The sequence below is a fragment of the Amycolatopsis sp. NPDC104863 genome (assembly GCF_055582965.1).
Window position 1 is genome coordinate 1200756 of record NZ_JBVJOW010000002.1, and the last position, 14496, is coordinate 1215251.

The following is a 14496-nucleotide window of genomic DNA, read 5'->3' on the forward strand; positions in this document are numbered from 1 at the left end:
CCTCAGGAGGCGGGCGGTTCGAAGCGGCCGTCAACAGCGGTCCAGCCGCCGTCGACCGCCAGCACGGAGCCGGTCACGAACGACGAAGCGTCCGAAGCGAGGTACACGACGGCGCCGGCCAGCTCGTCCGGACGCGCCCAGCGGCCCAACGCGCCCTTCTGCGCGTACGCGTCGTACCACTCGGGGTTCGCCTTGATCTGCGCGGTCAGCGGGGTTTCGACGACGCCGGGAGCGATCGTGTTGACCCGCACCCCGGCCGGGCCGAACTCCGCCGCGGCCGTCCGGAACAGCTGGACGAGCCCGGCTTTTGTCGCCGCGTACGGGCCCTGGCCGGGTTCGACGGTCGTGCCGCGGATCGACGAGAAGCCGATGATGCTCCCCCGCCCGCGCGCGACCATGTCGGCGCCGAACACCCGCACGACCTCGAACGACACCCCGAGGTTCAACGCGATGACGCGGTCGAACTCCTCGCGCGTGTAGTCGAGCAAACGTTTGCGGACGTTCGTCGCGGCGGTCAGCACCACGATGTCCTGCGGGCCGAGGTCCGTCGCGGCCCGGTCGATCGCCCCGGGTTCGAGCAGGTTGATCTCGTACGCCTCGCCGACGCCGGCCTCGCGCGCCGCTTCGAGGTCGCGGTCGGCGCAGACGACCGAAGCGCCGTGTGCGGCCAAGGCCCGCGCGGCTTCACGGCCGATGCCGCCGGCGCCGAGCACCACGGCCCGGCGGCCGTCGAGGCGGAACAGATTCTCGTAGCTCACGGGCGCAGCACCGCCATCCTCGTCACGGTCAGCTCTTCGACGGCGAACCGCGGCCCCTCGCGGCCGATGCCGGAGTCCTTCACCCCGCCGTAGGGCATGGTGTCCGAGCGGAACCCGGGCACCTCGTTGACCACCACACCGCCGACTTCCAGCTCGTCGAGCGCGCGGAAGGCCGTCTTCAGGGACCGGCTGTAGACGCTGGCGTGGAGGCCGTAGCGGGACGCGTTGACCGCGGCGAACGCTTCGTCCACATCGGACACCGTGCGGAGGCAGACGACCGGGCCGAAGATCTCCTCGTCCCACGCCTCGACACCGTCGGGGACGTCGAGCAGGACCGTCGGCCGCAGCACGGTGCCGTCGACTCCGCCGCCGATCCGGCGGGCGCCGGACTTCTGGATCCACGCGGCGACACGGTCGGTGGACGCCGGGTCGATCAGCGCCGACACCCGCGTCTTCTCGTCACGCGGATCGCCGACAACAACCTCGTCGAGCCGGGCCAGCAGCCGTTCGGTGAAGTCCGCCGCCACCGACGCGACGACCAGGACGCGCTGCACCGAGATGCACGCCTGGCCGGACGCGTAGAAACCGCCGCGCAGCACGGCGTCCGCGGCCGCGTCGAGATCGGCGTCTTCCGCGACGACGAGGGCCGCGTTCGAGCCCAGCTCCAGCAACGTCTTGGTGGGCGCCGCGTCGCGGGCGATGCGGTGGCCGACGGCGGCCGAGCCGGTGAAGGAGACCGCGCCGATGCGGCGGTCGGTCGTCAGGGCCGCGCCGACCGAGGCGTCCCCGGTGACCAGCTGGACCATCGCCGCGATCGGCGCGAGCGACCGGACCAGGTGCACCAGCCAGAGCGTGGCCAACGGCGTCTGCGGCGCCGGCTTGACGATCACCGGGCAGCCGGCGGCGATCGCCGGGGCGATCTTGTGCGACGCCAGCAGCAGTGGGTAGTTGAAGCCCGCGATGCCGACGACGACGCCGATCGGCTTGCGCTTCCAGAACCCGACCAGCCCGTCGCCGGACGGCAGCAGATCCAGCGGCACGGTCTCGCCGTGCAGCCGGGACACCTCCTCGGCCGCGGCTTCCCAGGTGACGATCGTGCGGGCGACCTCGACCCGGCAGTCGACCAGCGGTTTGCCGGTCTCCAGCACGAGCAGGCTCTCGAACTCCTCGCGTCGATCCCGAAGCGCCGAAGCGACGTCGTTGAGCAGAGACCGGCGAGTCCGCGAAGGCAGCGAAGCCACTTCGCGCGCGACGGCGACAGCCTCGTCGACAGCGCGCGTCGCCAGCTCCGGCGTCCCGATCGGTGCGGTGCCGACCACGCTCCCGTCGTAGGGGAAAACGATTTCCGCACTGTCTACAGTGGACACCCAGCCGGCGCCGACCGGCAGGCCTGCGGGATACTCAGCCATCTTCACCTCCGCTCAACCGGGCCAGTTCCGCACGCAGGTTCGGCGCGGCGGCCAGCAGTTCCCGGGTGTATTCGTGCTGCGGCGCGTCATACACCTGCGCGACGTCGCCCAGCTCGACGATCTCCCCGCGGCGCATCACCGCGACCCGGTCGCAGACGTGCCGGACCACGCCGAGGTCGTGCGACACGAACACCAGCGTCAGCGCGAACTGCTCTACCAGCGACGCGAGCAGGTCAAGGATCTGGCCGCGCACGGAGACGTCGAGGGCGCTGACCGGCTCGTCGGCGATCAGGACGCTCGGGTTCGGCGCCAGCGCGCGGGCGATCGAGATCCGCTGCCGCTGCCCGCCGGAGAACTGGTGCGGGTACCGCCCGGCCGCGTCTTCGGGCAGGCCGACGGCGGCGAGCAGTTCGGCGACGCGGTCGGGTTCGCGGTGGCCCAGCGGCTCGGAAACGATGTCCCGCACGCGCATCCGCGGGTCGAGCGAGCCCATCGGGTCCTGGAAGACGATCTGCAGCTCGGACCGCAGGAAGCCGAGGCGACGCTCGGGCAGGTTGTCGATGCGCCTGCCCTGGAACGAGACCGTGCCGGCGGTCGGCTTGTCGAGCGCGGCGAGGAGCCGGACCAGCGTGGACTTCCCGGAGCCCGACTCACCGACGATGCCGAACCGCTGCCCCGCTTCGACGTCGAAGCTGACGCCGCGCAGCGCGTGGACGTCCCGCCGCGCGTAGCGGCGTTCGAGGTCACGGACTTCGATGATCATCGCCGGGCCTCCAGATCCGAGGCGTCGAGGAGCTTCCGCGTGTACTCGTGCTTCGGTGACGTCAGGACTTCGCGCGTCGAACCCGCTTCGACGATCTCGCCGTCGAGCATCACGAGCACGCGCTCACACACCGACGCGACCACCGCGAGGTCGTGGGTGATGAACAGCAACGCGCTCTCGGCGGGCAGAGAAGTCTTGATCAGCGAGAGGATCTGGGCCTGGACGGTGACGTCGAGGGCGGTGGTCGGCTCGTCGCAGATCAGCAGGGCCGGGTTGTTCGCCAAGGCCATGGCGAGGACAACGCGCTGGCGTTGGCCGCCGGACAGCTGGTGCGGGTACGCGCGGGCCGTGTCTGGCAGGCCCACCGCGTCGAGGAGCTCCTCCGCGCGGTGACGGCGACCATGGATCCGGCCCGGCTCGGTGACCTGACGGCCGACGCGCATGGCCGGGTTCAACGCCGTCATCGGCTCCTGGAACACCATCGCCAGCTCGTCGCCGCGCAGCCGGGAAAGGTCCTTTTCGGACATTCCCAGCAGCTCACGCTCGCCGAGCCGCACCGAGCCGGACGTGTGGAGCTCCTCCGGCAGCAGGCCCATGATCGCCAGCGCCGTCAACGACTTCCCGGACCCCGACTCGCCGATCAGCCCGACGCGCTCGCCCGCGCCGATCTCGAACGAGACGTCCTTGACCAGGGCGTTGACGCTGAGTCCTGTGACCGAGAGAGTCATACGCGGGCCGCCAACCGGGGGTCGAGGCGGTCGCGCAGGCCGTCACCGAGGAGGTTGAAGCCCAGCACGGCAACGGCGATCGCGATGCCCGGCACCAGCGCGAGCCGCGGCTGCACGGTGAGCAGTTCCTGGGATTCCTGCAGCATCCTGCCCCACGACGGCGTCGGCGGCCGCGTCCCGAAGCCGAGGAACGACAACGCCGCTTCGGCCAGCACGGCGATCGCGAACGACACCGACGCCTGCACGATCAGCAGGCCCGAGATGTTCGGCAGCACGTGCCGCAGCGCGATGTTCACGCGCGACCGGCCGCCGGCGCGCGCGGCGAGCACGAACTCCGTGCTCATCACCTGCAGCGTCCCGGACCGGGCGATCCGCGCGAACGACGGGATCGTCGCGATGCCGATCGCGACCATCGCCGTGAGCGTGTCCGCGCTGAACACCGCGCCGAACATGATCGCCAGCAGCAGCGCGGGGAACGCGAGCACGAGGTCGTTGACGCGCATGACGAACTCGCCCAGCCACCGCGGGGACATCCCCGCGAGGATTCCGAGCGGCGTGCCGATCACCGCGGCGATGCCGACCGCGACCACACCGACGTACAGCGTGGTCCGCGCGCCGACCATGATCTGGCTGAGCAGGTCACGCCCGAACTTGTCGGTGCCGAACAGGTTCGAGCCGCCGAAGCCGAGCAGCCGGTGGGCCGCGTCGACCTTCACCGGGTCGAACGGCGTCCAGAAGAACGACAGCACCGCGGCCAGCACGACCAGGCCGACGAGCACCCCGCCGATGACGAGACTGCGCATCACGAACCTCGCAATCGCGGGTCGAGCACGGTGTAGAGCACGTCGACGACGAAGTTGACCAGCAGCACGCCGACCACCAGCACGAGCACGATCCCCTGCACGGTCAGCAGGTCCCGCGACGCGACCGCGTCCAGCAGCATCGACCCGAGCCCGGGCAGCACGAACACCCGCTCGACGACGACCGCGCCGATCAGCAACGTCGCCAACTGGAGGCCCAGCACCGTGACCACCGGGACCGACGCGTTGCGCAAGCCGTGCCGCACCAGCGCTTGTCCCGGTCGGAGCCCCTTGGACCGCGCGGTGCGCAGATAGTCCTGGCCCAGCGTGTCCAGCACGGCCGAGCGGACATACCGCGTGAGCACCGCGCCCTGCACCAGGCCGAGCGACAACGCGGGGAGGACCAGACCGCGGAAGAACTCGCCGAAGTCCTGGTCCGGCGGGGTCCAGCCGCCCGACGGCAGCCAGCGCAGCTGCACCGCGAAGATCTGCACCAGGATGATCCCGGCGAGGAACGCGGGGATCGCGACGCCGATCTGCGACAGCCCGGAAACCCCGGCGCCGGACGCCTTCCGGTGCTTCACCGCGGCGAACGTGCCCGCGGGGATCGCGATCACCAGCGCCACCAGCATTCCCGCGCCGACCAGCCAGAGCGTCACGCCGAGGCGGTCGAGCAGCTGCGGGCCGATGGTGTCGCGTGTGACGTACGAACGGCCGAAGTCGCCGTGCAGCACCCCGCCGATCCAGTCGAAGTACTGCGTGACGAGCGGCCGGTCGATGCCGAACTCCGCGCGGGTCTTGGCCAGCAGCTCCGGCGTCGCGTTGACGCCGAGCGCGACCTGCGCCGGATCACCCGGCAGCACGGCCATGAACAGGAACACCACGATCGACGCGACCAGCACGCTGACCACGAAGATCGCCACCCGGCGCAGCACTTTGGCGGTCATCGCGGCGCCAGCCCGGTGAGGTCGAACGACTCGCTGACCTGGTTCTGGACGAACCCGCCGACCTTCGCCTTCGCGACGATGACGTTGGGGAACAGGAACAGCCAGTCCGCGGCGGCGTCGGTGTTCAGCTGCCGCGCCACCTGCTTCATGTCCGCGACCTGCTGGTCCGGCGTCCCGCTGTCGGCGTCGGCGAGCAGCTGCTGGACGCGCTTGCTGTCGTAACCCCAGTAGTACTTGGGCTTCCCGAACGTCGTGATGTCGCGGGCCTCGACGTGCTGGATGATCGACAGGTCGTAGTCGTGGTCGGTGAACACCTGCTTCAGCCAGACGGCCGGGAAGTCGAGCGGCTCGATCGTCGTCCGCACACCGACGTCGGCCAGCTGCGACTGGACGACCTGCGCGGCCGACACCGCGTACGGCAGGTTCGGGATCCGCAGCCGCAGGTTCAGGTTCGTCGCCCCCGCCTCCGTCAGCAGCGCCTTCCCCTTCGCCGGATCGAACGGGTAGACGTTCGCCAGGTCCTCGTACCAGGGATCGGTGGGCGGGACCATGCTGCCGATCAGCGTGCCGCGGCCGGCCCACGCCGTGTCGAGCAACGCCTTCCGGTCGATCGCGTACGTCAGCGCCTGGCGCACGCGCGGGTCGTTCAGCGGCGGCCGCGCGTTGTTCATCGCGAGCGTGACCTCGCTGTTCGAGGTGCCTTGGATGACCTGGAACCGGTCGTCCGCCTGGAACTGCGGGATCGAGTCGGGCGCGGTGATCGCCGAGATGACGTCGATGCCGTTGCTGTACAGGGCGTTGTTGAGCGCGGTCGGGTCCTTGATGTACTTGAGGACGACCGTCTTGTACGCCGGTTCGCGGCCCCAGTAGCCGGGATTCGCCTTGAGCACCACCGAGTCTCCGCGCTTGCGGGCCGCGACGACGTACGGCCCGGTGCCGACCGGCTTGTTCGCCAGATCGGCGACGCCGGTCGGGCTGAACATCGCGCCGAGCCGGCTGGTGAGGCTGAACAGCCAGCCGTTCGACGGCTTCGAGAGCACCACCCGCGCGTGGTCCGGCGCGACGACGTCGACGTGGTCGACCACGTCCATCGTGGACTTGATCGAAATCGTCCAGTCGGTCTTCACGCGCAGCAGCGAGAACTTGACGTCCTCAGCGGTGAACGGCGCGCCGTTGCTGAACTTCACGCCCGGCTGCAGCTGGAAGTCGTAGGTGCGGCGGTCGGGGCTGATCGTCCACGACTTCGCGAGCAGCGGGACCACACGTCCCTGCGAGTCGAGCTTCACCAGGCCTTCGTAGACGTTGTAGAGCAACGCCTGCGGGATGGCGGCGCCGTCGGTCTTGGTGAAGTCGAAGTTCGCCGGCTCCGCCGTGAAGCCGACGGAAAGCGTGTCCGGACCAGCGGAAACGCTCGCGGACGAGCCGGCCGAGCACCCGGACACCACGAGCAGCAGCGCCGCTGCCACCGCGGGAATCCGGACTTTCATTCCGCCTCCAGGTCAGTACACTGGTCAGACCAGTAGCCTGCACCGAGCGGACGACGAGGTCAAGGGATGCGGTTCGAACCGGTGGCTCCGGTCCGCGCGTACGAGCGGGTCGTCGAGCAGATCGAGAAGGCCGTGATCAGCGGTGAGCTCAAGCCGGGCGAACGCCTGCCGAGCGAACGCGAGCTGATGACCCAGTTCGGCGTCGGCCGCTCGACGATCCGGGAAGCCCTGCGCGTGTTGCAGGCGGCCGAAATGATCCGCTCGCGCCCCGGCGACCCGCGCGGGCCCGAGGTGCTGGCCGCGTCCCCCGTCGCGTTGCACCGCTCGATGCACCGGCTCGCACGTGCCGACCACGTCGGGCTCGCCGAGCTGCTGCAGTTCCGGATGATCCTCGACGGCTCGGCCCACCTCCTCGCCGCGGAGCTTCGCACGGAAGACGACCTGACCGGCCTCGACGCGGCGCTGGAGTCGATGCGCGAAGGCGTTTCGCGTGGTTACGCCGAATTCAGCCGCGCGGACGTCGCCTTCCACGAAGTCATCGCGCGCATCTCACGCAACCCACTGCTGGTGGTCAGCGAAGAAGTCGTCCGCGGCGTGGTGCTGGAACTGATCGAGGACAAGCTGGAACACGCCAGCAACCGCGCGTCCCTCATGCGCGCCTGGCTCGCCCACCACGCCGAGGTGCTCGACGCGGTCCGCGCGGCCGACGGCGCCGGCGCGGCCCACCTGGCCAAACAAGCGTTGTACGACAACTACGCCGAGTACGTCCCGGCCGGGCAACGGCCACTTCTCACGCCGTTGTTGCGCTGACCGGCCTACACTCCGTCGGGTGGATTCCTCGGAGCGCGATGGCGTCGGACTGGCGCTTTCCGGTGGCGGTTACCGCGCGATGCTCTTCCACGCGGGCGCGCTCTGGCGGCTCAACGAGCTCGGCTGGCTGCCCAAGCTGACCACCGTCTCCAGTGTGTCCGGCGGTTCGATCGCCGCGGGGGTGCTGGCGCACGCGTGGCACAAGCTGTGGTTCGGCGAAGACGGCGTCGCGGAGAACTTCGGCAAGGAGGTCGTGGCGCCGCTGCGGAAGCTGGCCCGCACGAACCTCGACATCCCGGTGACGCTCAAGGCGTTGGTCACGCCCTGGCGCAGTGCGGGTGAAGAGCTCGCGCGCCGCTACGCCGAACACCTCTTCGGCGACTGCAAGCTCGCGGACCTCGACCCGGCCGGGCCGCAGTTCGTGTTCACCGCGACCAGCCTGCAGGACGGCTCGCTGTGGTGGTTCTTCCGGCAGCCCGGCCCGCACGGGCAGGTGCCGCTGGCCACCGCCGTCGCCGCGTCGTCCGCCTTCCCGCCGCTGCTCTCGCCGGTGGTCATCCCGGACCCGCACCAGGCCGGCCGCAAGATCGTGCTCAGCGACGCCGGGGTGTACGACAACCTCGGCCTCGACCCGATCGAGAACCAGCGCGCGACCGTCCTGGTCAGCGACGCGGGCAAGAAGATGAAGCACGAGGAGAAGCCGAAGCGGAACTGGCCGTTCCAGATGTTCCGGGTGCTGACCGTGATGGACAACCAGGTCCGCGAGCTGCGCACCGGCTCGCTGCTGAAGTCCTACCAGGACAAGCAGTTCGCCGGGACGTACTGGGCGACCTACAGCAACATCGAGAACTTCGAGCTGCCGGACGCGCTGCCGGCGCCGATCGAGAAGACCCGCGCGCTCGCCGAGACGAAGACGCGGCTCACGAAGACCCCGGAACACCAGCAGGACCAGCTGATCAACTGGGGTTACGCGGTCTGCGACGCCGGCATGCGGCGCTGGGTGTGCCCCGGCGCCACGGCGAAGCCGGAGTTCCCGTACCCCGGCTCAGGCGTTGGCTAGCTTCGCGTAGACGACGATGTTGTCCTTGTAGCTGTGCTCGGCGTGGTCGAAAACGCCACCACAGGTGATCAGGCGCAGCTCGGGCTGGTCGCTGTTCCCGTAGACGGCGTCGCGCGGGAAGGTGTCCTTCGGGACCTGGGTGACGCGGTCGACGACGAACTTCACCTTCTTGCCGTCGCTGCGGTCGACGTCCACCTCGTCGCCGGGCGTGAGGTCCTTCAGCTTGTAGAAGATGCCCGGCTTCTTGTCGCCGTCGACGTGCCCGAGCACGATCGCCGGGCCGACGTCGCCGGGCACCGGCGAGAGCTTGTACCAGGCCGCCTGCATCGGCGTGTGCACCGACGGGACGGAGATCGAGCCGTCCGTCTTGACCGCCACCGCGAGCAGGCTGGACTCGGCGCCGATCTTGGGGATCTTCACCGACGTCGGCCGGAGGCCCTTGAACGGCACGCTCACCGGGGCCGACGGCGGCGGCGGTGACTTCGGCGCGGCCGCCTGCGGTTCGGCGGTGCTGCACCCGGCCACCAGGACGGCGAGCGCGGCGACCACCGCGCCCGCTCGCCGGGCGGTCATCAGGCGGTACCGCCGAAGCCGGTCTCGATGCCACCCTCGGGCGCCACCTTGACCTGGGCCTTCGGCGTGGTGTTGCCGGGCGCCGCGGACGTCGCGGTGGTGACCGGCGCGGTGCTCGACGGCGAGCTGCTGGAGGTGCTGGTCGGCGCGCTGCTCGACGTCGTCGGCGGCTGCTCCTGCTCGAAGTCGACGATCCCGATGCCCTCGACGCCGTCGCAGGTGAAGGCGAACCGGGCGGTCGGTCCGGACGGCGGCGTCACGACGGTCACCTGGTAGTTCCAGAGCCGGCCGTCGGACTCGTCCTGGTCCGGGCCCGCGGTGACGCTGAGGTTCTGGCTGAGGATGCCGCCGACCTTGCCGGACGCGCAGTTGACGACCAGGATCCCCTCGCCGCTGAGGCCGATGAAGCCGTGGCCGACGCCGTCCTGGTAGTCGGGGTCGTCGACCGGCGGCTCGCTGGTGGCCGAAGTGGACGTCGGCTTGTCCGGCTTCGTGGTCGTGGTGACGTCGCCGGTCGGGTCCGCCGAGGTGGTGGTGGTCGTGACCGGAGTGGACGGAGTCGTCGTCTCCGAGGTCGACGGCGCCGTGGTGGTCGTCGTGGTCTCGGACGTGCTGGTCTCGGTCGACGACGGCACGGTGGTCGTGTCCGTCTGCGCCAGTGCGGCCGGCGCGGCGACCACGGTGGCGAGCGCACCCGCGAAAACGACCCCGGCGACCCGGCTCAGCGTTCTACCCACGACGACTCCCAAAAGCCAGCGAACTGCGATGCCGCGACTATCGAGGATTCAACCGTTGGTGTTACTCCGCGAGGGCGATGGACAAATCCCGCCAGAGGTCTTCCGGATCTTCGAGACCCACGCTGAACCGCACCAGACCGGCCGGGACGCGCTCCTCGCCCGGCAGCCACGCCCGCCGTTCGACCAGGCTTTCGACCCCGCCGAGGCTCGTCGCCGGGACGATCAGCCGGGTCGACGCGCAGAAGCGGTCGGCGGCCTCGGCGTCGGCCAGGTCGAAGGAGACCATCATCCCGAAGCCCGGGTACCGCACCCGCGTCACAGCGGGGTGCTCGCCGAGGCGCCCGGCCAGCAACGCGGCGGTGCGGGACTGCTCGGCCAGCCGGACCGGCATGGTCCGCAGCCCCCGCAGCGCGAGCCAGGCTTCGAGGGCGCCGGGCGTCGAGCCGACGCGGGTCCGCGCGCCCCTCAGCTCGGCCGCCACCTCGGGGTCCGCGGCGACGGTGATGCCCAGCAGCAGGTCGCTGTGCCCGCCGATGAGCTTGGTCGCGCTGTGCACGACGACGTCGGCGCCCAGCTCCAGCGGCCGCTGCTGCAACGGCGTCGCGAAGGTGTTGTCGACGACGACCCGGCCGCGCGCGGCGGCGGCGATCGTCTTGATGTCCATCACGTCGAGCGTCGGGTTGGTCGGCGACTCGAGCCAGACCAGGTCGGACGTCGCCGCCTCGGCCACCCAGGCTTCGGTGTCGGTCGGCTCGAGCTCGGTGACGGCGAGCTTGCCGAGCTTCTGCGCGTGGGCCAGCACCCCGCGCGTCACGGCGTAGCTGAACGTCGGCACGACCACCCGCGACCCGACCGGCAGCAGGTCCAGCACCGCGGACAACGTCGCGACGCCGGACGCGAACGCCGTCGCGTCACCGCCTTCGAGCGCCCCGACGGCTTCTTCGAGTGCGTGCCAGGTCGGCGTCCCGTCGCTGCGGGCGTACACCGAGTCGCCACCGGCCTGGTACGTGCTGGTGGCGACGAGCGGGGTGTTCAGCGGCTCGCCGGGGCCGTGCGGCCGGCCGGCGGTGATGGCCTTGGTGCGGGGCGTCCAGTCGTCCATGCGATCACGGTAACCGCAGGTCATGCCCCGGTCACTGTGACGAAGACGGCCGGCCCGCCCCCGCGTCCGGGAGCGGGCCGGCCTGGCTCCTTCTAGTGGGCGTAGACCTCGAACTCGTAGAGCGAGTACCCGTACTTCGTGCCGCGCTGGACACCCTGCAGCTTCACGAACCTGGCCTGCGTGGGCGTGAACGACAGGTTGTCCTGCCCGCCGTCCCCGTCCGTGACGACCGCCGCGTCCGTCCAGCTCACCGCATCCGGCGAGGTCTGGATCTTGTAGCTCTTGCCGTACGCGGACTCCCAGCTCAGCAGCACCCGCGAAACCTGCTGGACCGCACCGAGGTCGACGGTGATCGCCTGGTCGTCGCTCCAGTCACTGGCCCAGCGGGTCGAGGCGTTGCCGTCGATCGCGTTCGACGCCGGCGAGTTGTAGAAGCCGGTCTCGGCGCTCGTGGCGCTGACCGTCTTCCCCGGCGCGAGGTTCGTGATGTTGTCGCCGCGGTGCGCGGTGTACTCGACGACCTGCTGGAACGTCGGCCGGTTCTGCCAGCTGATCTTGTCCTGCGTGATCCCGCCCAGCGGGTTGTGCACGATCGTGTCGGCACACCACTGGTCACCCGCGGAACAGGACGCGTCACCGGGGTAGACGGTGTTCGCGGCCTGGCCCGCGGCCGTGGTCAGCGAGTCGACGAGCGCCTGGCGGCACGTCGTGACGTTGCCGCCGCCGCAGAACGTCTGGCCCAGCGGGCCCGCGACCGGCTGACCGAGGACCTGCCGGATGTCCTTGCTGACGTAGCCCCACCAGCCGAACTGGAACGACGAACCCTTGTGGGGCTGGCCGGTGTGCTGGCCGTTGCCGTTCTGGAAGCCGGACGGGCTTTCGTTGATGCCCAGCACGCCGGTCATCGCGTTGTAGGCGTTGTCCCCCATGCCCGGCTTGAACTCGGCCTGCACGAGCAGCGGCCACCAGGCGTCGAAGATGCGGATCGCGTCGGCGTCGGTGTACGCCTTGCTGCCCGGCGAAGTCTCCTTGCGCTGCTGGCCGTGGGTGAGCCACGCCTTGAGCTTCGCCTCGGCGTCCGCGGCCGGGCCGGTGGTCGGCGCCTTGTCGAGCACCTGCAGCAGCAGCGGCAGGACGCGCTCGGCGCGCAGGTCGGCGAGCGCGGCGTCCTCCATCGCCTGGGTCAGGTTGACCCGGGTGACCTTGGTGCCGCTGGAGATCAGCTTCTTGACCCGCGAGTCGAGCAGGTCGACGCGGTGCACGGCGGACTTGTCGGCGCCGGCCGCCGCGTACCCGTTGGCCTGCGCGTTGTTCCAGCTGACGTAGTAGTCCTGGTTGACCGACTGCGGGTGCTGCGACGCCGGGGTGTAGTTCGCGACGTTGCCGTTCGGGTTCCAGCCGGTCCAGTCGTGGCCCTGGTCACCCCACACCGGCATGTTCGGGTCCACATTGGACTGACGGGCCGGGTTGGCGCCGGAGTTGAAGTACGCGATGTCCTTCGAGTCGGCGTAGAACCAGTTGAACGTGTAGTTGATGTCGGCCGCGGCCTTCTGGAAGTCTGCCGCGGACTTGACGAAGCCCGGGTCGTTCAGCTCCTGGAAGCCGATCAGCGAGTCGACCTCGTGGAAGTAGGACGACCGCAGCGCCGCGTACGCCACCGGCTTGCCGCCGACGGTCGCCCGGCTCTGCACCGGCCCGTACTTCGTCCGGTAGCTGCGCAGGGTGTACGAGCCCGCCGCGGTGCCGTCGGCGACCGTCGGGTTCCAGGCGTTCTTCACCTCGACGGTGTCCATCGGGATGCACTGGCCCTGCCAGGTGTAGTAGTTCGAGTCCTTCGTCGGCGCCTTGCCGCTCGGGTCGCACAGGGTGAGCGCGTAGGTGTCGATGATGTCCTGCGCCGACGTCGTCGCGCTCCACGAGTAGTCCTGGCCGCGCCCGAGGAGCGTGTACATGCTCAGGCCGGCGAAGGCCGCGCCGCGCGAGCTGATGCCCGGGCCCTGCAGCTCCTGCAACAGCAGCAGCTGCGGGGCGAAGTACCCGGTCTGCGGGCCGAAGACGGCGACCGGGTGGCCGCTGGCGGTCTTCGAGCCGGAGACGAGCAGCGCGTTGGACATGCCGTGCTTCTCGCTCAGCAGGTTGCCCGGCAGCACGCCGTTCTCGAACATCCCGCGGGCGGGCTCCTGGTCGGCGGGCGCGGCGACATCCACAGTGGACGGCGTCGCGGTCGCGGCCGAGCCGGTCTTGTCGAACACCAGCTGCTGCCCGGTCACCGAGCCCTTGTCCGGCAGGGCCTGCCCGACCGCGTTGGCCGGCGTCTTGCCGTACGGGAAGGTCTGGCCGTCGTGCAGGGTCTTGACGGCTTCGGGGTCGTCCTCGGAACGGAGGCTCTGCCACACCTTCTCGCCCTGCACGACGCCGTACTGCTCCTGCAGCGCGAGCTTCGCGATCGCGTTCTGCACCTCACCGCCGCCGCCCGCGCCGAACTCGGCGCCGACCAGCGAGGCGAGCACGACGAGGTCGGTCAGCTTGAACGGGTCGATCGTGCCCGCGTTGGTGATCGCGTCGACGTGCCCGGTCAGCACGTACTCACCCGGGAAGTACCGGCCGTTGTGGGAGTCGGTGATGTACTTGTTGATGCCGTCGACGTAGGCCTGCGCGTCGGCCAGGCCCTGCGCGCCGCGCGGGCCGCTGGCGGCGACGTGGTCGATCTGCTGCTGCAGCTCGGCTTCGGTGTACGGCGCGTTGGAGAAGAACTGCTGTTCCAGCTCCCGGTTGGCTTCGGCGCCCCCGGCGAACGGGGTGACCTGGCCGCGGGCGGCGTGCCGCAGGACGTCCATCAGCCACAGCCGGTCCTGCGCGGCGGCGTACCCGGCGCCGAACTCGGTGCCGGCGCGGGTGGTGCCGGTGATGTGCGGGACGCCGAGGGCCTTGTCCCGCACGATCGTCACGTCGGAGCGCGGCTTCGTCGTGCTCGCGACCTGGTCGGCGGCGACGCCGAACGACGAGTCGTTGAAGTACTGGTTGATCGTGCCGGTGGTCAGGGTCTGGTACCCGTTCGCCAGCGACGAGTACTTGCCGAGCTGGTCGGCGGAGTGCGCGGGCCGGGTGCCGAGCACCTTGTGCGCGAGGATTTCGGCGAGCGTCGCACTGCCCTGCTCGCCGGGCGGGAGGATGTCGCTGCACTGCCCCCCGCAGTAGTCGTCGGGCGACACGGCCGCCTGGGCGGCCGGCGCGGTGACGGCGACTTGGGCGAGCCCGGCCACGAGGGCCCCCAGTGCCGTGTAGGTCAGGGCGCGGATGCCTCGTCGCATGCCGGGCTCCC

At 70.4% G+C, this 14496-nt stretch carries 13 protein-coding genes; 2 read left to right on the forward strand and 11 right to left on the reverse strand.

Features of this window, described 5'->3' with window-relative positions:
- Positions 1-2 precede the first annotated feature (2 nt).
- Genes ACZ63J_RS15480 through ACZ63J_RS15510 form a run of 7 tightly spaced genes read right to left on the reverse strand, consistent with a single transcriptional unit; the run spans position 3 to position 6892 of the window.
- The gene (locus ACZ63J_RS15480) at positions 3-758 is read right to left on the reverse strand and encodes an SDR family NAD(P)-dependent oxidoreductase (protein ID WP_465400134.1); all 756 of its coding nucleotides are present in this window, start codon (positions 756-758) and stop codon (positions 3-5) included.
- On the reverse strand, positions 755-2167 hold the full coding sequence (locus tag ACZ63J_RS15485) for an aldehyde dehydrogenase family protein (RefSeq protein ID WP_465400133.1): 1413 nt from the start codon (positions 2165-2167) through the stop codon (positions 755-757). Before ACZ63J_RS15485 ends, ACZ63J_RS15480 begins: the two co-directional genes overlap by 4 nt.
- Positions 2160-2930, reverse strand: coding sequence for an ABC transporter ATP-binding protein (locus tag ACZ63J_RS15490; protein WP_465333174.1), 771 nt, complete (start codon positions 2928-2930; stop codon positions 2160-2162). Before ACZ63J_RS15490 ends, ACZ63J_RS15485 begins: the two co-directional genes overlap by 8 nt.
- Entirely contained in the window at positions 2927-3658 is a 732-nt protein-coding gene (locus ACZ63J_RS15495; protein WP_465400132.1) for an ATP-binding cassette domain-containing protein, read from the reverse strand. Before ACZ63J_RS15495 ends, ACZ63J_RS15490 begins: the two co-directional genes overlap by 4 nt.
- On the reverse strand, positions 3655-4461 hold the full coding sequence (locus ACZ63J_RS15500) for an ABC transporter permease (RefSeq protein WP_465400131.1): 807 nt from the start codon (positions 4459-4461) through the stop codon (positions 3655-3657). The genes ACZ63J_RS15495 and ACZ63J_RS15500 overlap by 4 nt, the downstream gene beginning before the upstream one ends.
- A complete protein-coding gene (locus ACZ63J_RS15505; protein WP_465306360.1) occupies positions 4461-5405 on the reverse strand; it encodes an ABC transporter permease in 945 nt (314 codons plus the stop codon). Before ACZ63J_RS15505 ends, ACZ63J_RS15500 begins: the two co-directional genes overlap by 1 nt.
- Positions 5402-6892, reverse strand: coding sequence for an ABC transporter substrate-binding protein (locus ACZ63J_RS15510; RefSeq protein WP_465439490.1), 1491 nt, complete (start codon positions 6890-6892; stop codon positions 5402-5404). Before ACZ63J_RS15510 ends, ACZ63J_RS15505 begins: the two co-directional genes overlap by 4 nt.
- A gap of 66 nt (positions 6893-6958) precedes the next feature.
- Here ACZ63J_RS15510 and ACZ63J_RS15515 point away from each other — a divergent pair, with 66 nt between their 5' ends.
- Both ACZ63J_RS15515 and ACZ63J_RS15520 read left to right on the forward strand, forming a co-directional pair.
- A complete protein-coding gene (locus ACZ63J_RS15515; RefSeq protein WP_465439492.1) occupies positions 6959-7702 on the forward strand; it encodes a FadR/GntR family transcriptional regulator in 744 nt (247 codons plus the stop codon).
- A 19-nt stretch (positions 7703-7721) separates the two neighbouring features.
- The gene (locus ACZ63J_RS15520; RefSeq protein ID WP_465333183.1) at positions 7722-8762 is read left to right on the forward strand and encodes a patatin-like phospholipase family protein; all 1041 of its coding nucleotides are present in this window, start codon (positions 7722-7724) and stop codon (positions 8760-8762) included.
- Here the strand turns inward: ACZ63J_RS15520 and ACZ63J_RS15525 are convergent.
- The 4 genes from ACZ63J_RS15525 to ACZ63J_RS15540 all read right to left on the reverse strand — a co-directional run bounded on the left by ACZ63J_RS15525 (position 8748) and on the right by ACZ63J_RS15540 (position 14485).
- Positions 8748-9335, reverse strand: coding sequence for a class F sortase (locus ACZ63J_RS15525; RefSeq protein WP_465439494.1), 588 nt, complete (start codon positions 9333-9335; stop codon positions 8748-8750). The genes ACZ63J_RS15520 and ACZ63J_RS15525 overlap by 15 nt on opposite strands.
- Complete coding sequence (locus tag ACZ63J_RS15530; RefSeq protein WP_465439496.1) at positions 9335-10072, reverse strand: hypothetical protein; 738 nt, start codon at positions 10070-10072, stop codon at positions 9335-9337. The genes ACZ63J_RS15525 and ACZ63J_RS15530 overlap by 1 nt, the downstream gene beginning before the upstream one ends.
- A gap of 61 nt (positions 10073-10133) precedes the next feature.
- Positions 10134-11174, reverse strand: a complete 1041-nt coding sequence (locus ACZ63J_RS15535; RefSeq protein ID WP_465439498.1) for a trans-sulfuration enzyme family protein — start codon at positions 11172-11174, stop codon at positions 10134-10136.
- 92 nt (positions 11175-11266) lie between these two features.
- Complete coding sequence (locus tag ACZ63J_RS15540; RefSeq protein ID WP_465439500.1) at positions 11267-14485, reverse strand: penicillin acylase family protein; 3219 nt, start codon at positions 14483-14485, stop codon at positions 11267-11269.
- Positions 14486-14496 lie beyond the last annotated feature (11 nt).